Source organism: Bacillus xiapuensis (assembly GCF_002797355.1).
GTDB lineage: Bacteria > Bacillota > Bacilli > Bacillales > Domibacillaceae > Bacillus_CE > Bacillus_CE xiapuensis.
In genome coordinates, this window is the sequence record NZ_KZ454939.1 from 936,403 (window position 1) to 959,008 (window position 22,606).

At 43.4% G+C, this 22,606-nt stretch carries 20 protein-coding genes, 2 pseudogenes and 2 riboswitches; of the genes and pseudogenes, 16 read left to right on the forward strand and 6 right to left on the reverse strand.

Translation table 11 applies throughout. The features are described 5' to 3' along the window. Positions 1-394: 394 nt before the first annotated feature. The 5 genes from CEF20_RS04720 to metC all read left to right on the forward strand — a co-directional run bounded on the left by CEF20_RS04720 (position 395) and on the right by metC (position 5,556). Entirely contained in the window at positions 395-1,174 is a 780-nt protein-coding gene (locus CEF20_RS04720; RefSeq protein WP_100330708.1) for an IclR family transcriptional regulator, read from the forward strand. Next, the gene (locus CEF20_RS16535; protein WP_157796198.1) at positions 1,152-1,289 is read left to right on the forward strand and encodes a hypothetical protein; all 138 of its coding nucleotides are present in this window, start codon (positions 1,152-1,154) and stop codon (positions 1,287-1,289) included. Before CEF20_RS04720 ends, CEF20_RS16535 begins: the two co-directional genes overlap by 23 nt. Then, positions 1,273-2,493 carry an NRAMP family divalent metal transporter gene (locus tag CEF20_RS04725; protein WP_100330709.1) on the forward strand — a complete coding sequence of 407 codons (1,221 nt, stop codon included), beginning with the start codon at positions 1,273-1,275 and terminating at the stop codon, positions 2,491-2,493. Before CEF20_RS16535 ends, CEF20_RS04725 begins: the two co-directional genes overlap by 17 nt. Before the next feature lie 609 nt (positions 2,494-3,102). After that, positions 3,103-3,208, forward strand: a riboswitch (SAM riboswitch). 75 nt (positions 3,209-3,283) lie between these two features. Further along, positions 3,284-4,387, forward strand: a complete 1,104-nt coding sequence (locus tag CEF20_RS04730; protein WP_100330710.1) for a methionine biosynthesis PLP-dependent protein — start codon at positions 3,284-3,286, stop codon at positions 4,385-4,387. A 5-nt stretch (positions 4,388-4,392) separates the two neighbouring features. Next, positions 4,393-5,556, forward strand: coding sequence for a cystathionine beta-lyase (metC, locus tag CEF20_RS04735; RefSeq protein WP_100330711.1), 1,164 nt, complete (start codon positions 4,393-4,395; stop codon positions 5,554-5,556). Between the two features lie 235 nt (positions 5,557-5,791). Here metC and CEF20_RS04740 read toward each other — a convergent pair whose 3' ends face one another. Both CEF20_RS04740 and CEF20_RS04750 read right to left on the reverse strand, forming a co-directional pair. After that, entirely contained in the window at positions 5,792-6,043 is a 252-nt protein-coding gene (locus tag CEF20_RS04740; protein WP_100330712.1) for a GlsB/YeaQ/YmgE family stress response membrane protein, read from the reverse strand. A 326-nt stretch (positions 6,044-6,369) separates the two neighbouring features. After that, positions 6,370-7,587, reverse strand: coding sequence for a NupC/NupG family nucleoside CNT transporter (locus CEF20_RS04750; RefSeq protein WP_100330714.1), 1,218 nt, complete (start codon positions 7,585-7,587; stop codon positions 6,370-6,372). Between the two features lie 138 nt (positions 7,588-7,725). Between CEF20_RS04750 and CEF20_RS04755 the strand changes: the two genes are divergently transcribed. The 8 genes and pseudogenes from CEF20_RS04755 to CEF20_RS17640 form a co-directional block, all read left to right on the forward strand. Then, complete coding sequence (locus CEF20_RS04755) at positions 7,726-7,968, forward strand: YueH family protein (protein WP_100330715.1); 243 nt, start codon at positions 7,726-7,728, stop codon at positions 7,966-7,968. Positions 7,969-8,046: 78 nt separating this feature from the next. Next, the gene (locus CEF20_RS04760; RefSeq protein ID WP_100330716.1) at positions 8,047-9,621 is read left to right on the forward strand and encodes a peptide chain release factor 3; all 1,575 of its coding nucleotides are present in this window, start codon (positions 8,047-8,049) and stop codon (positions 9,619-9,621) included. Positions 9,622-9,793: 172 nt separating this feature from the next. Continuing rightward, the gene (gene nhaC, locus CEF20_RS04765) at positions 9,794-11,173 is read left to right on the forward strand and encodes a Na+/H+ antiporter NhaC (RefSeq protein WP_100330717.1); all 1,380 of its coding nucleotides are present in this window, start codon (positions 9,794-9,796) and stop codon (positions 11,171-11,173) included. Positions 11,174-11,497: 324 nt separating this feature from the next. Further along, positions 11,498-14,560 (forward strand): efflux RND transporter permease subunit, encoded by a 3,063-nt coding sequence (locus CEF20_RS04770; RefSeq protein WP_100330718.1) that lies wholly within the window; start codon positions 11,498-11,500, stop codon positions 14,558-14,560. A gap of 76 nt (positions 14,561-14,636) precedes the next feature. Then, a riboswitch (yybP-ykoY riboswitch) is annotated at positions 14,637-14,743 on the forward strand. A 104-nt stretch (positions 14,744-14,847) separates the two neighbouring features. Continuing rightward, the gene (locus tag CEF20_RS04775) at positions 14,848-15,621 is read left to right on the forward strand and encodes a TerC family protein (RefSeq protein WP_100330719.1); all 774 of its coding nucleotides are present in this window, start codon (positions 14,848-14,850) and stop codon (positions 15,619-15,621) included. A 98-nt stretch (positions 15,622-15,719) separates the two neighbouring features. Continuing rightward, positions 15,720-16,289 carry a helix-turn-helix domain-containing protein gene (locus CEF20_RS04780; protein ID WP_100330720.1) on the forward strand — a complete coding sequence of 190 codons (570 nt, stop codon included), beginning with the start codon at positions 15,720-15,722 and terminating at the stop codon, positions 16,287-16,289. Between the two features lie 59 nt (positions 16,290-16,348). Next, a pseudogene (locus CEF20_RS17635) lies at positions 16,349-16,510 on the forward strand (IS3 family transposase); the annotation flags it as partial. 33 nt (positions 16,511-16,543) lie between these two features. Then, positions 16,544-16,708, forward strand: a pseudogene (locus tag CEF20_RS17640) (IS3 family transposase); the annotation flags it as partial. Here CEF20_RS17640 and CEF20_RS04790 read toward each other — a convergent pair. Continuing rightward, positions 16,702-17,760 carry an IS701 family transposase gene (locus tag CEF20_RS04790; protein WP_100330722.1) on the reverse strand — a complete coding sequence of 353 codons (1,059 nt, stop codon included), beginning with the start codon at positions 17,758-17,760 and terminating at the stop codon, positions 16,702-16,704. The pseudogene CEF20_RS17640 and the gene CEF20_RS04790 overlap by 7 nt on opposite strands. 126 nt (positions 17,761-17,886) lie before the next feature. On the opposite strand from CEF20_RS04790, the gene CEF20_RS04795 reads away from it, so the two are divergent. Both CEF20_RS04795 and CEF20_RS04800 read left to right on the forward strand, forming a co-directional pair. Continuing rightward, positions 17,887-18,165: a DUF3784 domain-containing protein gene (locus tag CEF20_RS04795; RefSeq protein ID WP_100330723.1), complete on the forward strand. Its 279-nt coding sequence runs from the start codon at positions 17,887-17,889 to the stop codon at positions 18,163-18,165. Positions 18,166-18,199: 34 nt separating this feature from the next. Then, positions 18,200-18,979, forward strand: coding sequence for a YhfC family intramembrane metalloprotease (locus CEF20_RS04800; protein ID WP_100330724.1), 780 nt, complete (start codon positions 18,200-18,202; stop codon positions 18,977-18,979). A 151-nt stretch (positions 18,980-19,130) separates the two neighbouring features. Here CEF20_RS04800 and CEF20_RS04805 read toward each other — a convergent pair whose 3' ends face one another. Then, a complete protein-coding gene (locus tag CEF20_RS04805) occupies positions 19,131-19,517 on the reverse strand; it encodes a thiol-disulfide oxidoreductase DCC family protein (RefSeq protein ID WP_100330725.1) in 387 nt (128 codons plus the stop codon). 43 nt (positions 19,518-19,560) lie between these two features. Here CEF20_RS04805 and CEF20_RS17485 point away from each other — a divergent pair, with 43 nt between their 5' ends. Next, positions 19,561-19,671: an IS3 family transposase gene (locus CEF20_RS17485; protein ID WP_408607800.1), complete on the forward strand. Its 111-nt coding sequence runs from the start codon at positions 19,561-19,563 to the stop codon at positions 19,669-19,671. Between the two features lie 70 nt (positions 19,672-19,741). On the opposite strand, the gene CEF20_RS04810 is transcribed toward CEF20_RS17485, so the two are convergent. Next, positions 19,742-21,511: a B12-binding domain-containing radical SAM protein gene (locus CEF20_RS04810; protein ID WP_100330726.1), complete on the reverse strand. Its 1,770-nt coding sequence runs from the start codon at positions 21,509-21,511 to the stop codon at positions 19,742-19,744. Then, positions 21,508-22,560 carry an acyltransferase family protein gene (locus CEF20_RS04815; RefSeq protein WP_100330727.1) on the reverse strand — a complete coding sequence of 351 codons (1,053 nt, stop codon included), beginning with the start codon at positions 22,558-22,560 and terminating at the stop codon, positions 21,508-21,510. The genes CEF20_RS04810 and CEF20_RS04815 overlap by 4 nt, the downstream gene beginning before the upstream one ends. Between the last annotated feature and the right edge of the window lie 46 nt (positions 22,561-22,606).

The window sequence follows — 22,606 nt, forward strand, 5'->3', positions numbered from 1 at the left end:
AGACTTTTCTTCTGCATTTAGGTGCTATCAGATGTCCAACTTAAGAACATAGCGGAAATCAACTGTTTAGCGGGGGATGAACAAAACCTTCGCTGTTTGAACGTTCACTTTATTATTCTATCCTTTAAGGCCCTGGTTTAAACTAGGAAAACAAGAAGGCTGCGTGTGCTATTGATTGACAGCAGCTAAAGGAGAGCCAGTGAGCTGATCAGGTGCAAGTTTTCTATTTTATTAGCATTCTAAAGTCCAAAAGCCGCTCCTCCAGTTCAGCTTCTTATTTCGCTTAAGCAGCTTTTTTCTTCAATTGCTTGTCACATTCCTTTCTTTATTTTATAATAAACAACGCCGCAAAATGGAATGTTAGTTCCGAATAATGGAATGGTAGGGGATCTAAATGAATAAAACGGTTTTGAAATCAATGGAAATCATTCAGCTGTTCTTTGACGAAACGGAATTAACCTTGCAGCAAATTGTGGACAAAACCAAATTGCCAAAGACATCTGCTCACCGGATGGCAGAATCGCTTGATCAGCTCGGCTTTTTACAAAAGACTGATAGACATACTTACAAATTAGGGCTTCTATTACTAAGGTTAGGCCATCTTGTCGCGGAACGGCTGGATGTTCGAAAGGAAGCATTGCCGATCATGAGGAAGCTGAAGGAAGAAACAGGCGAAGCGGTCAATTTAGTGATCAAAGAAAAAGATGAAGCGGTATATATCGAAAAAGTGGATACGACGGAACATGTAAGGGTGTATACGCAAATTGGCCGGCGCGCGCCCTTATATGGAGGTGCTTGTCCGCGGATTATTCTAGCTTACCTGCCTGAACCAGAAAAAGAACGAATCATTGAGCAAATGGTGTTCGAAAAATACGCCAATGGAACCATTCTTGATAAGGGGAAGCTTCGTCAAGTATTAAAACAGAGCAAAGAAATAGGGTATGCAATCAGTCATTCGGAGCTGCAGGATTATGCATCTGCTATTGCGGCCCCTGTTTTCAACCACAATGGGGAAGTGATTGCCGGTCTAAGCCTTGTGGGCCCCCAAGTGCGTTTTCAGAATGAAGCGCATATACAATTTTTAGTCAATCGGCTAAAGCAAGCAACGGAAACCATTTCAAAACGAATGGGCTGGAAAGGAGATTTGGAAGATGATGAAAGAAGTGGATTTTAAAGAAAAGCGGACGAATACGATTCGCTGCGGTGATCTAATGAATCAACTTATTTGCGAAGGAACAGTTATAAAAGCGAAGAGAAGAAGGAGGACAAGAGATGAAAGGTCAACTTAAACAAGCAAATACGAAACAAGCATTTAACTGGAGTTTGCTGCTTGGCGCGGCCTTTTTGATGGCAACATCTGCGATTGGTCCGGGATTTTTGACACAGACAACCGTCTTTACTCAGCAGCTGGCGGCCAGCTTCGGCTTTGTGATCTTAATTTCGATTATTTTGGATATCGGTGCACAAACAAATATTTGGAGAATTTTAACGGTATCAGAAAAGCGGGCGCAGGATGTGGCGAATCTGGTTCTGCCGGGTCTCGGTTATGTGATTGCCGCTTTAATTGTGCTCGGAGGCATTGCGTTTAATGTCGGAAATCTGGGCGGAGCCGGACTGGGAGCGAACGTCATTTTTGGCGTGTCTCCGGTAACGGGCGCGGTGATCAGCGCTTTAATAGCAGTGGGCATTTTCCTTGTAAAAGAAGCAGGAGTATTAATGGACAAGTTCACGCAGGTCATGGGGTTTGTCATGATTGCGCTGACACTTTATGTTGTTTTTAAAGCCGATCCTCCCGTAGGAGAAGCCGTTATTAAAACCGTGCGGCCGGATGAAATTGACATTCTGGCGATCGTGACCTTAGTTGGCGGCACTGTGGGCGGATATATCACGTTTGCCGGTGGACATCGTTTATTAGACGCGGGGGTAAAGGGGATTGAATCCATTCCGCAAGTAACCAAAAGCTCGGTCTCTGCCATCGGGATCGCTTCTGTTATGCGGATATTTATGTTTTTGGCTGCTCTCGGCGTTGTGTCACAAGGGTTGACATTAGATGAGGCTAACCCGCCTGCTTCCGTCTTTGAGCTTGCAGCCGGCAATATTGGCTATAAGCTGTTTGGAGTAGTGATGTGGGCAGCAGCAATTACATCGGTTATTGGAGGAGCTTATACATCGGTTTCATTCATTCGCACCTTTCATCCTTGGCTGGAACGGAATTATAAAGCAATCATCGTGTTCTTTATCGTTCTTTCGACTGCTATCTTCGCAACGATCGGAAAACCGATTAAGATGCTCATTTTAGCTGGGGCTTTAAACGGGCTGATTTTACCAATCGCGCTCGGCGTGATGCTATTGGCGGCGTATAAACCATCCATTGTCGGTGCTTACCGTCATCCGCTTTGGATGACGCTCTTCGGAATCGTAGTGGTCCTCTTAATGGCGTTTATGGGAGGCTACACATTAATTAAGCAGCTGCCGCAGCTGTTCATCTCTTAAAATCGTAATCGCAGTCTTAGTCCTTTACAGCAAAAAAATAAAAAAGACCTCTGTGTATAATATGCACTCCAAAAGTTAGACCAACCATTTCTAACCTTTGGGGTGCAGTACAGTATGGAGTTCTTTTGTTTCAGTTATTATAAATCATCACTTCCGCGGGCTTTACTTGTATGGCGGAAAGCTGGTACGTTTTATGGCGAAGCGATTCAATATTATTTTCAGGCGAATTACACCCTGCTGCGAAGATGACGAAAGCGGCGGCTGTTCGCCCGGCTAAGTGAATGAATTTTATTGTATAACAAGGAAATTAGATATTTAATATAATTTTCAGGAAAATCAATCATATGTCACACGGAGCCTAAAGGGATTTCTAGCTCACCCGCGCGCCGGAAATCCCATATATCTCGCATGCCAGACGGCGTGTAAAACATCCACTTCAAGAAAAGAGGATGATCGCGGTGCCTGTTTTCAAAAGGGAGAGGATAGAAAATCTCCCTATTTGAAGGTTGGCGTTATGGGGGTCCATTCTTTAAAGAATAAATATTTAAAAAATTCTTGTAAAATTGGATGGATTACTGTACAGTAATAAAAACGAAAACAATTGAATCATTCTTATCAAGAGAAGCGGAGGGACTGGCCCGACGAAGCTTCAGCAACCGGCTCATTGCAGGTCAAGGTGCTAAATCCAGCGGACGGACGGTCCGAAAGATGAGGAGAAGTGAGATCAAAGCCTTCTTCTTAGAAGGCTTTTTTTATTTTTTAAGAAAATGTGGATAAAAGGAGATTTGAGATGGTTAAGAAATTGGAGACAATACTGGCGCAAATCGGCAATCGCAGTGAGGAGGCAACCGGAACGGTTAATCCCCCCGTTTATTTTTCCACGGCCTATCGCCATGAAGGAATCGGCAGATCGAGCGGATATGACTATATTCGAACCGGAAATCCGACTAGACATATAGTGGAACAGGCCATTGCAGATTTAGAAGGAGGAGATGCGGGATTTGCCTTTTCTTCCGGGATGGCTGCTATTCAAACGGTGCTTGCGCTGGCTCAACCAGGGGATGAATGGATCGTCTCAGCGGATTTGTATGGAGGCACCTACCGGCTGATGGAAAAAGGGTGGAAGAAATTTGGCCTAACATTTGTTTATGATAGCTTTCAAGATCTGGCCGCGACAAAGGATAAGATATCGGAGAGAACGAAAGGAATGTTTATCGAAACTCCGACCAATCCGTTAATGCAAGAAACGAACATTCGGGAAGCAGCCGAAGTGGCTAAAGAACATGGGCTGCTATTGATCGTTGATAATACATTTTACACCCCTTTGCTTCAACGGCCTTTATTGGACGGCGCTGATCTCGTTATCCACAGCGCAACGAAATATTTAGGAGGGCATAATGATGTGCTGGCCGGACTGATTGCGGTGAAAGGAAAGGAATTGGCCGATCAGGTGGCTGAAGCACAAAACGCAGCGGGAGCGGTTTTGTCGCCGTTTGACTCTTGGCTGCTGATTCGCGGCTTAAAAACGTTAAGCTTGCGCATGAAGCAGCATGAATTCAACGCACAGCGCATGGCGCAATTTCTGGAAAGCCGGCCGGAAGTGACTGATGTGCTGTACACTGGACGCGGAGGAATGCTTTCCTTTCGACTGCAATCTGAAAGGTGGATCGATCCTTTCCTGCAGAATTTGCAGCTGATCACATTCGCTGAAAGCCTGGGAGGAACAGAGAGCTTTATTACGTATCCGGCTACCCAAACGCACATGGATATTCCGGAAGAGATCCGCATAAGCGCGGGCGTCTGCAATCGGCTGCTCCGTTTTTCTGTTGGACTCGAGCATATTGAAGATTTAATGGATGATGTGGCTCAGGCATTGACAAATATAAAGGAGTGACGGCAATGGAACAAATCTATTCTTTTCAAACTCAGCTCTTGCATAACCGCCATAAATTTAATCAAGAAACAGGTGCTGTCAGTGTGCCTGTTCAGCACGCCTCAACATTTCACCAAAAGGATTTTGACCGCTTCGGAGTATATGATTACAGCCGTTCCGGAAATCCGACTAGAGCAGCGCTTGAAGAAGCAATTGCTGAGCTGGAAGGAGGAAAGCGGGGGTTGGCTTTTTCTTCCGGGATGGCTGCTATTTCAACGGCGTTTTTATTGCTATCTCAAGGGGATCATGTGTTGATTACGGAGGATGTCTACGGCGGTACGTACCGCATGATCACTTCGGTCTTAAATAGATTTGGCATTGAACACAGCTTTGTGGATATGACAAATCTCCATGAAGTGGCTCAAAATATCAGAGAAAACACTAAGCTGATTTATATGGAGACGCCCTCTAACCCGCTGCTGAAAGTGACAGATATTCGAGGCATTGTCAAATTGGCCAAAGCCCACCGCTGTCTGACATTCGTGGATAACACCTTTATGACGCCGGCGCTTCAGCGGCCGCTCGATTTAGGCGCGGATGTGGTGCTCCACAGTGCTACCAAGTTTTTGTCCGGACACAGTGATGTGCTGGCCGGACTTGCTGTGACGAAAGATGAAGAGTTGGGAGAACGGCTGTATCAACTGCAAAATGCCTTCGGCGCTGTTCTCGGCGCTCATGATTCCTGGCTCGTGTTAAGAGGTATAAAAACGCTGCATGTGCGGCTTGAGCAATCCTCACGCACCGCTTTATACTTAGCGGAGTATCTGCAAAAGCAGGAGGGAGTGGAGAAGGTCTATTATCCGGGGCTGACAGATCATGAAGGCTTTGCTGTTCACTCTTATCAAGCGGCTGGATCAGGAGCGGTGCTTTCATTTGAGTTGGCTAATGAAGAAGCGGTCAGACAATTTGTTAATCATATCAAAATCCCGGTCTTTGCGGTGAGTCTGGGAGCGGTGGAATCCATTTTATCTTATCCAGCTAAAATGTCCCATGCAGCGATGAGCCGGGAAGAAAGATATAAGCGCGGGATTACAGATGGCTTGCTTCGCCTGTCCGTCGGTCTTGAATCAGCAGAGGATTTAGTAAAGGATTGCCGTCAGGCGCTGGAAGTCGCGCAAACAGTGAAATAAGGGGAACATTCAAACAGAGCAGACTTTCTTTCCTCGCCCGCGGCTTGTAAGTTGCAGCCTCTTGGCCACTTGCATCGGGCAGGTCCGAACGAATCGGGGATTTAGGCTCGGGGATCTTCCCCTTGGACTTTTGGTTCTCCGTATTGATGCGGGAGTCTTACAGCTTTTATATCCGGGATAAAATGAAAAGAACCGAAGGCTTTGGCCTCCGGTTCTTCTGCCGATAAGCAGTGCATTATGCTTTGCTCATGGATTTCATAATAAAGCCTACGATAAACACTAAAATGATGGAACCAATCAATGCCGGAATAATGGCAATATCAGCAATTTGCGGTCCCATGTCGCCCATAAGAGCGCCGCCGATCCAGGCACCGATAATCCCGGCAATAATGTTGCCGATGATTCCCCCTGGAATGTCTTTACCTAAAATAAGGCCGGCAATCCAACCGATGATTCCTCCTACAATTAAATACATAATAAATTCCATTTGTGATTTCCTCCTTGTTCACTTATTTTAACTGGCTTGGTTTATTTATTCCCGGATATCAGCATATAAAACGCTATTTGTCAATAAAAGATTTATTTTATTTTTGAAAAATGTGTTTATTAAGCAGAAAAAAGGGGAGTGCCCTGAGGATAAAGAGGTGATTTGCCCGATATATTTGCTTCTCTTGATTCTTAAGATGTCTGCCGTGCTGATTTTGGCAAGGCTGCTTACAAAAAAATCAGATTCCCGCATCCGCTTTAGAAGCAAATACAGCACTGCTTCTTCCGCAGCACTTCGTGTGGGAATCTGACGAGAAATATTTTTAATTAAATCAGCATACCTGCAATAGCTGCGCTCAGCAACGAAGCGAGTGATCCAGCCAGAACGGATTTAAGTCCTAATCGGGCAATATCATCCCGCCGGTTTGGCGCCAGATTGCCGAGACCGCCCAGTAAGATCGCCATCGATGAAATGTTGGCGAAGCCGCAAAGAGCAAAGCTTAAAATGGCAGCAGTCTTGTCGGATAAATTAGGGATCTCAGGTGCAAAATTAGAATAAGCGACAAACTCATTAATGACAACTTTTTGCCCGATGTAATTTCCGGCTTGAATGGCTTCTTCCCACGGCACGCCAATGGCGAACGCAAGCGGGGCAAACAAATAGCCGAAAATGAGCTCAAGCGATAAACTTTCAAGGCCAATTGTATTGCCGATAAAGCCAAGAAAGCCGTTAATCATCGCAACTAAAGCGATGAAGGCAAGAAGCATCGCACCGATATTTAAAGCCAGCTGCAAACCGACCCCCGCTCCTCGGGCTGCGGCGTCGATTACGTTAGCGGATTCGGAATCCACTTCCATTTCCAAATCTTTTGCTTCAGGCTCTGCTGAGGTTTCCGGTACAAAGAGCTTGGCCATTACAAGACCAGCAGGAGCTGCCATAAAGCTTGCGGCAAGCAAATACTCAAGTGGAACTCCCAGCAAAGAATAGCCGACTAGAACAGAACCGGCAACTGAGGCAAGTCCCCCCGTCATAACAGCAAATAATTCGGATTCCGTCATTTTGCTGATATACGGTTTGATCACAAGCGGAGCTTCGGTTTGTCCAACAAAAATATTGGCGGCCGCTGAAATGGATTCGGCTTTTCGGGTGCCTAATAACTTAGCCAGCGCTCCGCCGATGACACGGATAAAAAATTGCATCACTCCTAAATAATAAAGAACGGAAATTAATGCGGAAAAGAAGATCACAACAGGTAAAACATTAAAGGCAAATACAAAGGTGATATTCGCTTCCTTCGTAAACAGCCCACCAAATAAAAAGTCAATCCCGGCTTTAGAATAGTCAATAATGGAGTTCACAAGCATGGTGAAGTCCTGCATTCTTTCTTGGCCCCAGTCCCACTTTAATACGATAAAAGCAAAGAGCAATTGAATAGCTAAACCTCCAAGCACCGTTCTCCATTTTATTTGACTGCGGTTGGTTGAGAAAGCGTATCCAATTCCAAGCACGACCAGAATTCCAAACAAACCCCACACATAAGTCAATCGACTCACCTCTCTATTTCTTTTTATCATTTACAAGTGTATAGTTTATAATGGGATCAGAAGATTAACAAGAGCAAAATCATGTCTTTTTAAACTCAATATACTTTTAGCTATTGACTTAGATGGGAGAGCTTAAACATGAAAATCAGAAAAACGATACTGAATGATGAGGAAACAAAAGTATATATTTATGAGAATAAAAAAGAAGAGATCTTTGTTGTGGCGGTTCCCGTCCAGCAGTGGTCCTGTTCATTCACATATGAAGATGGCGGCGAGCGTTTCATAGAGCAGCTGAGTTCATCGTTGAAGCGTACGGGGCTGGAGGAATCAGCTGCTGAAACGCTGGCGCGCCGCATTAATCAGTGGACACGCGAAATGTAATAGACATCTTCCGTTATTTTCGTTATATTTTTTTCATGATGCAGTTGGATTTTAAATTTGAAAGGATTTGGCTAATAGATGGCTTCATTACAAGAAGAGGTTTTTTCGAGAAGAACATTTGCTATTATTTCCCACCCGGATGCAGGGAAAACAACATTAACGGAGAAGCTGCTGCTGTTTGGAGGAGCGATCCGCGATGCTGGAACAGTAAAAGGAAAAAAAACAGGAAAGTATGCCACATCCGACTGGATGGATATCGAAAAGCAGCGGGGAATTTCTGTTACTTCCTCCGTTATGCAATTCGAATATGAGGGGTATCGCGTCAATATTCTTGATACGCCGGGACACCAGGACTTCAGTGAGGATACTTACCGCACATTGATGGCGGTGGACAGTGCAGTCATGATCGTGGATGCTGCGAAAGGGATTGAAGCCCAAACGATTAAATTATTTAAGGTTTGCCGAATGAGAGGCATTCCGATTTTCACGTTTATCAACAAGCTGGATCGGCAAGCAAAACAGCCGCTTGAGTTATTAGCAGAGCTGGAAGAGGTGCTTGGCATTGAATCCTATCCTATGAATTGGCCGATTGGGATGGGAAAAGAATTTTTTGGCATTTACGACCGCTTTAATCACCGGATTGAGCAATTTCGTGCGGAGCAGGAGGAGCAGCGCTATCTTCCGCTAAATGAAGACGGGGAGCTGGCTGCGGACCATCCGATTAAGCAATCTTCTCTATACGACCAAACGCTGGAAGAAATTATGCTGCTGAGTGAAGCCGGCAATGAGTTTTCTGAAGAACGGATCGCTCAAGGGACACTCACTCCCGTATTTTTCGGAAGTGCGCTGACAAACTTCGGCGTGCAGACTTTTTTAGAAACCTATTTGCAGTTTGCGCCGCCGCCGCAGCCGCGAAGTTCAGATCAAGGTCAGATTGATCCGGTCAGCGAACAGTTTTCTGGCTTCATCTTTAAGATTCAAGCCAATATGAATCCCGCCCACCGGGACCGAATCGCTTTCTTCCGGATTTGTTCGGGAAAATTTGAACGGGGGATGAGCGTGACTTTGACAAGAACCGGCAAGACGTCTAAAGTCTCTCAGTCAACGCAATTTTTAGCCGATGACCGCAGCACGGTGAATGAAGCCGTCAGCGGCGATATTATCGGTCTTTATGATACAGGGACCTATCAAATTGGCGACACGCTTGTTAGCGGAAAGCCGCTTTTTCAATATGAAAAGCTTCCGCAGTTTACACCGGAATTATTTGTGAAAGTGTCGGCTAAAAATGTGATGAAACAGAAAAGCTTTCACAAAGGCATTGAGCAGCTCGTTCAAGAAGGAGCGATCCAGCTGTACAAAACGTATCGGACGGAGGACTACATCCTCGGAGCTGTTGGTCAGCTGCAATTTGAAGTGTTTGAGCATCGAATGAAAAATGAGTACAACTCAGAAGTGATTATGGAGCCTATTGGCTCTAAAATTGCGCGCTGGATTGAGAATGAAGAGGATGTGAAAGAGAGCCTTTCGAATTCAAGAAGCATGCTTGTGAAAGACCGTTACGGCCGCCTGCTCTTTCTGTTTGAGAATGACTTTGCCCTGCGTTGGTTCGAAGATAAGAATCCGCAGATTACGTTATATAATCCAATGGCCTAAAGCATCAGCGATCATCAGCCTGGCGATGGAAGCGCCGGCTGATTTTTTATTGGAAAAAAACCAGAAAAAAAGATTGACAGAATCCAACACTTCATGAATAATGGATAGTACTTACTTCAATGCACAAAAGCGTTCAAGCAAAAAAGTGATTGAAGCATCAGGGGTGTACTTTATGTTTAAAATTAAACCGCTAATAAAACCTGCTTTAGGAGAAGCCATCCTGCTCGTTGGATTGATTATAGCGATCATCAGCTCGTCTATCATTCAATTGGAAGCTGTACCGCATATTCCGATTTTGATTTCAATCCTGCTTTTGCTGACATACGGCTTAATCAAAAAGCTTCCTTTTGAAAAATTGGAAGCCGGGATGCTGGATGGAGCCAAAAGCGGGATAGGAGCCGTTTTTATCTTTTTCTTAATCGGGATACTAGTAAGCAGCTGGATTATTTCGGGCACCATTCCTACAATGATCTACGCTGCCTTTGGTCTGGTGACGCCCCAATTTTTCTACAGCGTCGTCTTTCTTGTCACCGCCATTGTCGGGCTGGGGGTTGGCAGTTCTTTAACAACAGTGGCAACGCTTGGTGTAGCTTTTATCGGTGTTAGTCAGGCGATGGATGTTTCCGCTGCTGTAACGGCGGGAGCAGTGGTGTCCGGAGCGTTTTTCGGAGATAAGATGTCTCCATTATCCGACACAACCAATTTAGCCGCCTCCATTGTAGGGGTAGATTTATTTGAGCATATTCGAAATATGGCTTGGACGACGATCCCCGCTTTTCTTATAGCGCTGGGGGCATTTGCTGGCATCTCTCCTGAAATGGTGGAGACGCAGTTTCCAAAAATCGCTGCAATTAAAGCAACGCTAGTGGAAATGAACTTTATTCATTGGTATGCATGGCTGCCCATCGCTGTGTTATTCCTCCTGTCAATGAAGAAAGTATCGCCATTTTTGACATTGGCCATCAGCTCTTTGCTGGGAATTGCTTTATCCTTTCTGCATGCTGACCATACTCTGGGAGAGGTTTTGAACATTTTATTTTCAGGGTTTGCAGCGGAAACAGGGAATGCGGAAGTGGATGCTCTATTAACCCGCGGGGGCTTGGAAGGCATGATGTTTACTGTTTCACTCGTGTTATTATCTTTAAGTTTAGGAGGGCTGCTGTTCTGCTTAGGCATCGTTCCAAGACTGTTTGAAGCGGTGGAGGATCATTTGAGGAAAGCGAGCAGCACAGTGGCAGCGGCTGCCTCTTCCGCTATCGGGGTAAATATCGTGATCGGCGAACAATATTTGTCTATCCTGCTGACCGGAGAAGCCTTTCAAAAACAGTTTGACAAGGTGGGACTCGCAAAGAAAAACTTATCGAGGACATTGGAAGACGCAGGAACGGTGATCAATCCGCTTGTGCCATGGAGTGTTTGCGGAGTATTTATTACGAAAATGCTCGGTGTTTCCACGATGGATTATCTGCCGTTTGCTTTCTTTTGCTTATTAAGTCCGGTGCTGACGGTTTTATTTGGCCTTACTGGCTGGACATTAACGAAAAAAGAATAGTTATTGTACATGGAGCTGTTTCATTGCTGGTATGCCGGCTATGGGACAGCTCTTTGCGTTTGTAGAATGTTCCCTGTTTGATCAAGCTTCGGCTTGTATTGGATCCACTAAGTACATTATAGTTAAAAGATAAAATGAACCTTCAAGCAGCGGGAGATTTTTCAACCTCCCGCTGTTTAAAAAGAAGAACAAAGGCTACTATTGCAGCCACTTGATCTCCTGCATTAGGCGTCTTGATTTCTCCGCTCTAACTTGAAGGAGAGATCAAGACCGCTTCCATGCAGGATCAATGGGCAAACGAATGGTTTAGAAAGGAGAGTACTGTTGAAAATCAGCAATTTTTCGATCAAGAGGCCTGTATTCACGATTGTCATTATGTTCTTAGTAATTATTTTAGGTGCGGTGTCACTGTTTAAAATCCCTTTAAAGCTAATACCGGATATTAACCCGCCCGTGGCGGTTGTGGTCACTTCTTATGAGGGAGCCAGTCCGACGGAAATAGCAGAAAAGGTGACAAAGCCTTTAGAAGAAAGCTTATCTACGCTTCCGGGGATTCAACATATTACATCTACGACAAGAGAAGGATCTAATTTGCTTTTACTGGAGTTTTCATGGAGCACTAAAATAGATGATGTCCAGTCAGATGTACTGCAGCGCATCGACCGCACTCCGCTGCCCGATGACGCCGAGAAGCCGCAGTTCTTTAAATTTGATCCATCTCAATTTCCGATTATTCAGCTTTCCTTGCAGTCCACGGCAAGCGAGAAGGAATTACAGACAATAGCTGAACAGCTGGAGAAAGATTTAGCGACAGTAGAAGGAGTGGCGAATGTCAGTGTCAACGGTTCCTTAGAGCAGGAAATCAAGGTTGAACTGCAGGAAGAAAAACTCAAGAAATATAATTTGGCCCAGGCTGATATCGTTCAGCTTATCCAAGCAAACAATGTTTCCCTTCCCGGAAATACAGTGGAAGCAGACGGCATGTCGCTGACAACGAGGATCATTAGCCAGCTGGGCAGTGTGGAAGATTTGAAAAATCTGGTCATCACGGTCGATCCGCTTACCGGAAAAGAAGTTTCTCTCGATGAGATTGCAGCTGTTGAATTGAAAGCGAAAGAAACCGGCACGATTACCCGGGCAAATCACAATCCAGCCATTTTGATGAGCGTGCTGCAGCAGGCCGATGCCAACACGGCCGAAGTGTCAAAGCATTTCCGGGAAAAATTGCAGACATTATTAAACGAGGAGCAGTACAAAAGGGTAGAAGCGGATATTCTATTCGACCAGGGAGACTATATTCGCCTGTCGATCGGAAACATCGGCAGTTCTTTGCTTCTCGGCGGTGTCTTTGCCATGCTTGTCCTCTTTGTTTTCTTAAGAAATGTGCGCAGCCCTTTAATTATCGGGGTGGCCATTCCTTATTCCGTTATTGTTACGTTTGTATTAATGTACTTTGCTGATTTCAATTTAAATATTATGACCTTGGGCGCGCTTGCCTTAGGAATCGGTATGCTCGTAGATAATGCAATTGTCGTCATTGAAAATATTTACCGGCATTTATCTATGGGCAAAGACTCCAAGCAGGCGGCTCGAGAGGGAGCAAAAGAAGTTGGCATGGCGATTACGGCTTCTACATTAACGACCGTCGCTGTATTCTTGCCGGTTGTTTTCATTTCGGGCATTCTGGGGCAAATCTTTAAAGAGTTTGCCCTCACGATCTCTTTCAGCTTGCTGGCGTCGCTTATTGTGGCTTTAACGGTCATTCCAATGATGGCGAGCCGCTGGCTGAAAATGCCGAGAGAACGGCAGCGTCCGGCCGCATCAAAAGCGATGAGCTGGTTTGAGCGAACGCTTCACTGGTCAATGCATCACCGTCTGCTTGTGCTGCTGACCTCCATCTTGCTGTTCATTGGCGGCGGGCTTGGCCTTACGACCGTAGGAGCCCAATTTTTGCCGCCAACAGATGAAGGTTTTTTCAATATTCGCCTTGAGGTGGAGAACGGCACATCCCTGAAAGAAACGAATCGCGCAGTGCGGGCGATGGAGAAAGAGCTCGCTGAAGAGAAGGATGTTGATGTGTATGTCAGCTTAGTCGGGTCTACGCAGGAAGACTCTTTTAGAGGAACGGGATCATCTAATGTAGCCGAATTATATGTGAAGCTTGACCCGCTAGAAAAGCGGGAGCGTTCCGTGTTTGCGTTCGTGGACGAGGTGAAGCCAAAGGTAGTTAAAGCAGCAGAGAAGGTGAACAAGTCGGCTGAGGTTACGTTTAATCTTCAGTCTGCATCGGGATCCAGCCCGCAAACATTAACCTTTAATGTGCGGGATATGAATCAGGAGCGGCTAGATGAAGCGGTTCAAGACATTCAGAAAGCGCTGGGGGAAGTCCGCGAAATCACGGAAGTCACAACTAATAGACAGGAAACCGTTCGGGAAGTGCAAATTCAAGTGGATCGGAGCCAAGCTGTAGCAGCAGGCATAGCGCCAGCCCAAATTGCCTCCATTGTGAATGATGCGACACGCGGGGTAGCGGCCACACAAATAATGAATAAAGAGTCAGAAGTGCAAACCGTTCAAGTTCTGTATGACGAAGATGTGACGAAGAATGCGGAGAAACTGAAGCAATTGCTCATTCCGACACCTTCCGGCAATTACCGAACCTTGGATGAGCTGGCGGAAATTCAAATTCAGCAAGGTCCCGTCAGCATTCAGCGGATTGATCAGCAGGAAGCGGTGCAGTTTACTATAAAGTATACTTCGAAAACCAATCTCGGAGACATCTCAGAGAAAGTTGACAGCAAACTTTCGGCGCTTAACTTGCCGGATGAAACGAAAGTTACTTTCGCAGGCGACCGCGATTTGCTTGAAAGCTCGATTGATGATATGGTGATGGCTCTTATCCTGGCGATTGTCCTAATTTACATCGTGATGGCTGCCCAATACGAATCCTTTAAATATCCATTTGTGATCATGTTTACGGTACCATTAATGGTGATTGGCGTGGCGATTTCTTTGACCATGACGAGAACGCCAATCAGCATCCCCGCTGTGATCGGAATTCTCATATTAGCCGGGATCGTTGTAAATAATGCCATCGTAATCGTCGACTATATTAATCAGCGTAAGCGGAAAGGTCTCAGCAGCTATGAAGCTATCATGTCATCAGCTCAAGACCGGGCGCGCCCGATTTTAATGACTGCTTTGACTACTATTCTCGGGCTTCTCCCATTAGCCGCCGGCCTCGGGGAAGGAACAGAGATCAATCAGCCGATGGGAATTACGGTGATCGGCGGCCTGATCTCCAGCACATTCTTAACTTTATTTGTCATTCCGGTTGTTTACAGTTTATTTGATAAAGAAACGAGAAGAATCGTGAAAAAAAAGTGACCGCCCGCCGATAAACTTGTTTACATTCCACCTGATCTTTCTTATAATGATAATACAAACAACTGAATCTCTGTTGACGTTAGTCAAAGGGGAGTAGCCGTTAGGTAGTTCAATACCTGGAACAAAGTCGTCATTTCATGGATTTATCCATCGGCTTTGTTGGCATGATTGCGCATCATGCTCAGCGAGACCTTTGCCTGTAGAGGCAAAGGTCTATTTTTTTGTTGTTTAAAGCAAGCTGTATTAGTCAAAATTATGGATAAGAGCCAGAGGAGGAGATTTGCACGATGGATGCAGCAATGTTACTTGAATACGGCTGGGTTTTGCTTGTGTTAGTTGCTCTTGAAGGAATTCTAGCAGCCGATAACGCCGTAGTAATGGCCGTAATGGTCAAGCATTTACCGAAAGATCAACAGAAAAAAGCGTTATTCTATGGTTTACTGGGAGCATTTATATTCCGGTTTGCTGCCTTATTTTTAATTTCATTTTTAGTCAACGTGTGGCAAGTGCAAGCGATTGGCGCTCTTTATTTATTCTATATCGCAATCAGCCATTTATATAAAAAGTGGAAGCATAAAGATGAATTGGAGGGCCACGGCATCAAGGAGGCTAAGGGATCATCCTTCTGGATGACGGTCTTAAAGGTTGAGGTCGCAGATATTGCGTTTGCGATAGATTCTATGCTTGCCGCCGTCGCCTTAGCCGTCACGTTACAGCCTTTAGGTAAATTTGAAATCGGCGGCATTGATGGCGGTCAATTCTTAGTGATGTTTTTAGGAGGCTTAGTCGGCGTCATTATTATGCGATTTGCCGCTACATGGTTTGTCCGCTTGCTGCAAAAGTTTCCTACACTTGAAACAGCCGCTTTCCTCATTGTGGGCTGGGTAGGAGTGAAGCTTGCAGTCTTTACCATGTCTCACCCGAAAATTCAAATTCTTGATGAGCATTTTCCTGAGTCCAAACCATGGAAGTTAGTTTTCTGGACGGTTCTCGTTGGAATTGCCATCGGGGGATATCTTATTGCGAGAAAAAAAGGGCCGGAAAGCCAGCCGGCTGAATAAGCTCAAAATAGCCCGATCTTTCATTCTGCAAAAAAACAACCCGATCTTGAAGTACACCCCAAAAGCTAGAGTCAAACTCTAACTTTAGGGGTGTTTTTATGGCCAAATATAGTGAGGAATTTAAAATAAAGCTTGTTACCGAGTATTTGGATGGGCATCTTGGATATAAATCATTGGCGAAGAAATACAATATGCCCTCTCAAACACCATTACAAGATTGGGTAAGAGCTTATAAAACACAAGGGATGGAGGGGTTAAAAAGAAGAATTAAGAAGGAAGTACATCCTGTTCAATTTAAATTAGATACGATACAATTTATGTTAAAAACAGGTGCTTCTTATCAGGAAACCGCTGAACAGTTTAGTTTAAATAATCCTTCATTAATTTACCGCTGGATGAAAGTATTTAATGAACAAGGACTAGAAGGCCTGAAAACAAAACCAAAGGGGCGGTTTTCTATGTCTAAGAAATCCAATACCAATAAACAAACGAAAAAGGTAGAAAAAAAATTAACACGTGAAGCAGAGTTAGAACGTGAGAATGAACTACTGAGATTAGAAAATGCGTACTTAAAAAAGCTGCGAGCTTTTCGGGAAAATCCGAATGTCTTTCTCGAAAAGCACAAGCAAAATTGGCATTCGAACTCAAAGAAGAAGGATTCCGATTAAAAGATATTTTCCTTGTTGTAGGCATTCCTGAAGCAACCTACCACTATCATGTAAAAAAGTTGGGGAAAGAAGATCCGGAAACGGAACTAAAAGAGATCATCACCTACCTATTTAGGAAGTTTCATGAACGCTATGGTTATAAACGAATCACAAAGGAATTAAAGAAATTAGGACATTATGTTAATCATAAAAAAGTGTATCGGCTTATGCGGGAATTAAGTTTGAAATGTGTAAAATTCATGCGGAAATCTCGGAAATACAATTCCTATAAGGGGAAGGTTGGTAAGGTAGCGAAAAACCGTCTATCCCGCCGTTTTAACACACCTATCCCTCTTCAAAAATTAGTAACTGACATAACAGAATTCAAATGTCTAGGCGAAGAGAAGTTGTATTTAAATCCTATTCTTGACCTTTATAATGAAAGCAACTGATATTGGTCGAAGTCCAGAAGTTCCTTGAAATAACGGTATCCTGTCTCGATTTCCCAACGGACATTGTAATACTCCAGGATGGTCACGACATCCAGAGTGAGGTCCGTGCACAGGATGCAGAACGGCTTTTGGTCCTGTCTGAACTTCTTTTCCCAGGACAGAAGAACCTTCGCATTTTCAATATCCGAAATGGGCCCTTTATACTCGTACATTCGGAATTTCCCTTTTCCCTTCACGGTTACAGAGCGAAGGTCAGGGTTCCGGATATATTGGCCAGCGAATTCGACTATGGATAATTCGATTACATTCGGACGGATCTTCCGGTTTGATTTGACTGCGCCAATCACATGAAAACCTTTGGCGTTACAGGCATCAACCAGTTTTTTGCTTGTATACCAGCTGTCCATCAGGACATAGACCTGTTCCTCATGAGAGGCAGGGAACATCTGAATCATTTCCATGGCTAGGTCGTTCTTGCTTTTGAAGGATCGATGATTTTCTTCGCAGTATTCCTTCCTAAAATACGGTCGGAAATCCCATGCGAAGGAATAGCCTTCAGCCACCAGGTGGGTGGTCACCAAGCAATGCGACCAAACACTTTTCCCTTCTGAATGGGAGAAGTGGAACTCCAATGCTTCCATCTTTCGTGTGGAGGTATCCTTATGGCACCCGGTATCGTCCACGATCAGGAAGAGGATCGGCCTGTGGTCACCCTGTGTATGCCGAGCACGCCGAATGGAGGTCATCAGGTGCTCCATTCTTCTGTGCTGGACACGATTGGCGCACCAAGGGGATTCCTTAAGAAAACGGGTCATACAGCTTAGGTCACGGTCTTTCCCGGAATGGTTCCGTATCTGCGTCATTGTTTTTCTGCCCTCGGTCAGGATGATGCCATGCATGATCGTAATCAAGTGGTTGACCTGAGGTTTGGATAAGCCAAGACCAAGAGTGACAATGAACTTGACGATAGCAGAATGGAAAGTTACCATAACCTTAGACATCTCCTTTTTTCTGGAATTGGATTGGGTGGTACCTTCCATTTCCCACGATTAAAGGGATGTCATTCTTGTTTTTATAAAGTTTTCAAGGTTAGACAAAACTAGACAATGTTTACGACAAGATTTTTACAAGACTCAAGTTACTAAATAAAACACTAGGAGGTAACAATGGATTATCAAGTTTTGGTTTTAGGGCTTATTTTTTTAATTCTTGCTTATTTAGTCGGTATAAAAAAACAAACTCACTTACTGGCAGGTTTTAATCAGCACCGGGTTAAAGATAAGAAGAAATTAGCAGAATTAGTTGGGTCAGTTAACTTCGCATTTGGCGTGATACTAATAGTTTGTAGTTTTATAAGAATTGTACCTCTAGAGATAATAATGCCATTAGCTGTGGTTGGTTATCTTCTCCTCCTCCTTTATGTAAATGCCAAAATGGTTGAGTAATTTAAAATCACTTTTATAAAAGTAGGTGCAAAGCATGGTTAGTAATTTAACGATTTCTTTCATGATCATTGCTGCAGGAATAGCCATTTTAATACCGATTGCAATCCTAATTTACCATAAAAGAAATAGTAATATTGCTTGGAGGCCTATTTTTGTAGGTGTTTTAATTTTTATTGTTTTTTCTCAAATTTTAGGGAAGATCTTTAATGTGTATTGGTTGAGTATAAATTCAACAACTGCAGAAGTAATTCTGCAGAATACATATATTTATGCCATTTATGGCGGGATTTCAGCAGCTCTTTTTGAAGAAACAGGGCGTTTTGTTGCATTTTATCTTATTTTAAAAAAATATAGAGAGTGGAAAGATGGACTCTCATATGGGATTGGCCATGGAGGAATAGAGGCATTAATAATTGGAGTATTAGCAGCTGTTCAGAATATTTCAACCTCGGTTATGATTAACTCAGGGGTATTTGAAAATTTAGTAAATCAAAGCGGAGAAAATTCCTCTAGCTTTTTAGCAATAAAAGAACAATTAATTGGTACCCCTTCTTATATGTTTCTACTTATTGGACTCGAAAGAGTTTCTGTATTTTTTATTCAAATCGCTTTATCACTTCTAATATTGTATGGTATAAAAATTAAGAAGCCTGCCATATTTGTTCTTGGTGCTATGATTATCCATACTTTAATCAACAGTATTCCTCTAATTTTTAAAGGTTTAGAATTTAGTATTTTTCTCACTGAAGGGTTTATTGTTTTGGTAGGGATATTATCCATTATAGTAATCGGAAAGATAAAATTACGATTCTAAACTTTTTGTAGTTTAATTTCTTATTGAAGGCAATTCTAAATCAGTATTGCCTTTTTACTTTTTTCGAATTCTACAAAGATTGCTTCTTTATTTTGAATTTATTTCAAAAAATAAAAGTCCTTTATAAATAAGGACAAATAAAATTAAATTCCTATTTTTTTATATGGCAAGTGTTTTCATCACAATTACCTGTAGGGATGATTAAACGTCGCGATGCTATAAAATCGTATATAAAGTCACCTATGCCTAAAAGCTTTAATAATTTAAAAACAGGCCATAGCCAAAATAAAAATGGAACTCTTGCAAAAACTGCACATATTGCATCAAAACCACTCAAAATTTCTCCATTCGCTTTCAAAACATGCATTTCCTTCTCTAATTTTCCCATAGAAACATTCAGCATTTTAATGTTTTCGTGTTCTCTAAAACTAACAAAATTAAAAAGTCCAAAAGTATCCATTGATTCGATTCTCTTTTTAAATTTACTACAAATAGGGCACCAACTATCATAAAAAATGGTTAATGATCTTCTTCGCATATTTACACACCTCTCAATAATAATATACCATAATATGTAATTTATATCCAACTACTTTGCGGGTAGTGACAGCGACGCTGGTACTACCCCTTATATCGAGTACGGCAACAACAAACGAATAAAGCAGAAATTGGCTGGCATGAGCCCGGTTTAATACCGTCTTCACACCAGCCAGTTAGCTGCATAATATAAAACTCTAACTTTTAGGAGTCCCATCAATCTCATCAGGAGATCTGGTTGTTTTTGTTTAGCTGAGCGCACTGTTCAGCATGGAGAAAAAAAGCGCTTGGCTTGCTTGAAGATGGGGAATAATAGACAATAAGAAAGCCATTTTGCACCGTCCACTGTCCGTCGCGTTTTACCATAGTCATCTCTTCTATCACTGTATGCTTATACAGTTCTTTCTCCGTCAATCCGAGGGCGGCAAAGTCTGCACCCATAAGGTCTGGATGGTTTAATACTTGCTGATAGATTGCGGAGCGACTTTTTTTAGTAAGAGCAGGCTGCCACCACGGCTTTCTCGGCTTATAGCGCTGGCTCATTAAATAATCGTATTTCATCAGGCTGTGAATATGGGACAAATTATGCACATGTTCTGCGGAAAGAAATTGTGACAAGCGCTTGAATAAATCTTCTAGCTGATGTCCGATTCTTTCCCATCCTTGCTGTTCCCAGTAAGCGCCAAATGATTGAAAAAAATCAAACGGCGTGCCGAAGATATGCGTCACTAAATATTCAATTGTTTCATCCATGCGGTGATCGTTCCAGTACTTTTCCAGTACATCTTCCACCTGTTTAATTTTCACGATGTCTTCAAAAGAAAGGACATTATTGCTTAAAATTTCATATGGAGAATGATCCATATACACGTAATTGTGATCGCTTGCCCGCAGCCGGAGGCCGGTGCCGCGCAGCATCTTTAAAAAGCCGAGCTGCAATTCTTCAGGCCTTAAGGCAAAGACGTCATTGAAGGTTTGCCGGAAGGAGTAATAATCCTCTTCCGGCAATCCGGCGATCAAATCAAGATGCTGATCAATTTTGCCTCCGTCTTTTACCATAGTGACCGTTCTCGTTAATTTCGACCAATTTTGCTTGCGCATCACCAGCTCATTCGTTGTTTCATTCGTGGACTGAACACCTATTTCGAAGCGGAACAACCCAGCAGGTGCGTTTGCATTTAGAAAATCAATGACCTCCGGCCGCATAATGTCCGCTGTAATCTCGAATTGAAAGACTGTTCCGGGAACGTGCTCATCAATCAGGAATTGAAACATTTCCATGGCGTAGCTGCGGCTAATGTTAAACGTCCGGTCAACAAATTTAATGGTTTTGGCTCCGTTAGCCATTAAGTAACGGATGTCATCCTTGATCCGCTCACGATTGAAATACCGGACACCGACCTCGATGGAAGACAGGCAGAATTGGCAGCGAAAAGGACATCCCCGGCTCGTTTCAATGTAAGTGATGCGCTTAGCCAGCTGGGAGCGGTCTTCCTTAAACCGGAACGGAGAAGGCATTTCGCGCAAATCAAGCTTGTTCCGCTGCGGATTGATTTTAGACTGGCCGTCTTTGCGATAGCCAATTCCGGGGACGCGGCTCCAATCCCTGCTTCCGCTTATTTCGTCAAGCAATTGTTTAAATGTTTCTTCTCCTTCACCGATGACGATAAAATCTGCTTCAGGAATCCGCTCCAGCCAGTGAGTAACATCATAGGATACTTCCGGACCCCCGAGGACAATCACTGTCTCTGGCAGCACTTTTTTCAGCATTTTAATTACTTTGATCGTTTCTTCAATATTCCAAATGTAGCAGCTGAATCCTAATACCCCCGGCCGTTTTTTAAACAAGTCGGTCACGATGTTTATCGCGGGATCTTTGATCGTGTACTCGGCCATCTCGACTTGATAATCCGGTTCTGCAAAGGCCTTCAAGTATCTGATGGCTAAATTTGTATGAATGTATTTAGCATTTAATGTACTGACGACAATTTTCATTGATTATTGATACGCTCCTTATAGCTCTTCTGTAAATGATTTTGATTCTTAAAATGGGCGAACAGCTGTTTAAGCTTGGACCATTTGCTTTCAATGAGCGGCTGGGCAATCGCTGTAACAAAAGTTGTAGATAGCAGCATGGTCAGCAATAGTGAAACGGTTAATAATAGAATAACCGATTCAGCTGAATCCTGCACTTCGCTGTCGCGGAAGGTTTTGATAATAAAGCCGTGCAATAAATACACATAAAGCGTGTTTTTTCCCCAATCTGTAAAAAAGAATTTCTTCTTTGGCACAAAGGAGAAGAAAGCGGCAATCATCAGGAAGCTCAATAAATAAATGAAGAGACGAATCAGCATGCCTTCTATATTGGAAACCCCTAACTCCGCAAATGAAAAAGAACCCAGCAGCCATCTTTGGTCAATTTGGGGATGCGTGTAGGCGGCATAAAACAGACTTGCGGCGCCGATGAATAAACCGATTCTGGCGGCCTTGTTAGACAGCAAGTAAAAATGCTCTTTCCGTAAATAATAGCCAATTAAAAAGAATGGAAAGAATACAAAGGTCCGGGCAAAGCTGAGCACATCAAGATAATCGGGAATAAAGCCGATAGCCATGCCCAGCACAAAGGTTGATATAAGGAGGGCGGGGGCTTTAAGCTTCATCCATTTTACACAGGCGACCAGCAGCAAATTCCAGAAGAACAGGCTTAATAAAAACCAAAGCGACCAATGGGGGATCAGCAAGTGAATTTCAAACGGCTGATCCTCGTACAGAAAAAAATAAAAAATGGAATAAACAATTTGAAAAATAAAAAATGGCAATAAGATTTTTTGGGCTATTTTTTTTATATATCCTTTTTTATGAAAGCCCTTGGCGAAAAATCCGGACATAAGGATGAAACCCGGCATGTGAAATAAATAAATCGTTGCATACAAGGAAAAAATGAACGGGTTATCTCCAATATAGGAGCGGATAAAGTGGCCAAAGACAACTAAGAAAATTAAGATGAATTTCGCATTATCGAAATAATAATTCCTTTTAGACATTAGCGATCACCTATTACACTTAAATGAATTAGTAAGATCATGCAAG

Bases quoted from the DNA above. Each gene is read 5' to 3' on its own strand.
- metC (WP_100330711.1), top strand. From the start codon at position 4,393: ATGGAACAAATCTATTCTTTTCAAACTCAGCTCTTGCATAACCGCCAT.
- CEF20_RS04755 (WP_100330715.1), top strand. From the start codon at position 7,726: ATGAAAATCAGAAAAACGATACTGAATGATGAGGAAACAAAAGTATAT.
- CEF20_RS04780 (WP_100330720.1), top strand. From the start codon at position 15,720: ATGGCCAAATATAGTGAGGAATTTAAAATAAAGCTTGTTACCGAGTAT.
- CEF20_RS04790 (WP_100330722.1), bottom strand. From the start codon at position 17,760: ATGGAAGGTACCACCCAATCCAATTCCAGAAAAAAGGAGATGTCTAAG.
- CEF20_RS04730 (WP_100330710.1), top strand. From the start codon at position 3,284: ATGGTTAAGAAATTGGAGACAATACTGGCGCAAATCGGCAATCGCAGT.
- CEF20_RS04810 (WP_100330726.1), bottom strand. From the start codon at position 21,511: ATGAAAATTGTCGTCAGTACATTAAATGCTAAATACATTCATACAAAT.
- CEF20_RS16535 (WP_157796198.1), top strand. From the start codon at position 1,152: ATGATGAAAGAAGTGGATTTTAAAGAAAAGCGGACGAATACGATTCGC.
- CEF20_RS04815 (WP_100330727.1), bottom strand. From the start codon at position 22,560: ATGTCTAAAAGGAATTATTATTTCGATAATGCGAAATTCATCTTAATT.
- CEF20_RS04720 (WP_100330708.1), top strand. From the start codon at position 395: ATGAATAAAACGGTTTTGAAATCAATGGAAATCATTCAGCTGTTCTTT.
- CEF20_RS04805 (WP_100330725.1), bottom strand. From the start codon at position 19,517: ATGCGAAGAAGATCATTAACCATTTTTTATGATAGTTGGTGCCCTATT.
- CEF20_RS04795 (WP_100330723.1), top strand. From the start codon at position 17,887: ATGGATTATCAAGTTTTGGTTTTAGGGCTTATTTTTTTAATTCTTGCT.
- nhaC (WP_100330717.1), top strand. From the start codon at position 9,794: ATGTTTAAAATTAAACCGCTAATAAAACCTGCTTTAGGAGAAGCCATC.
- CEF20_RS04725 (WP_100330709.1), top strand. From the start codon at position 1,273: ATGAAAGGTCAACTTAAACAAGCAAATACGAAACAAGCATTTAACTGG.
- CEF20_RS04775 (WP_100330719.1), top strand. From the start codon at position 14,848: ATGGATGCAGCAATGTTACTTGAATACGGCTGGGTTTTGCTTGTGTTA.
- CEF20_RS04800 (WP_100330724.1), top strand. From the start codon at position 18,200: ATGGTTAGTAATTTAACGATTTCTTTCATGATCATTGCTGCAGGAATA.
- CEF20_RS04760 (WP_100330716.1), top strand. From the start codon at position 8,047: ATGGCTTCATTACAAGAAGAGGTTTTTTCGAGAAGAACATTTGCTATT.
- CEF20_RS04740 (WP_100330712.1), bottom strand. From the start codon at position 6,043: ATGGAATTTATTATGTATTTAATTGTAGGAGGAATCATCGGTTGGATT.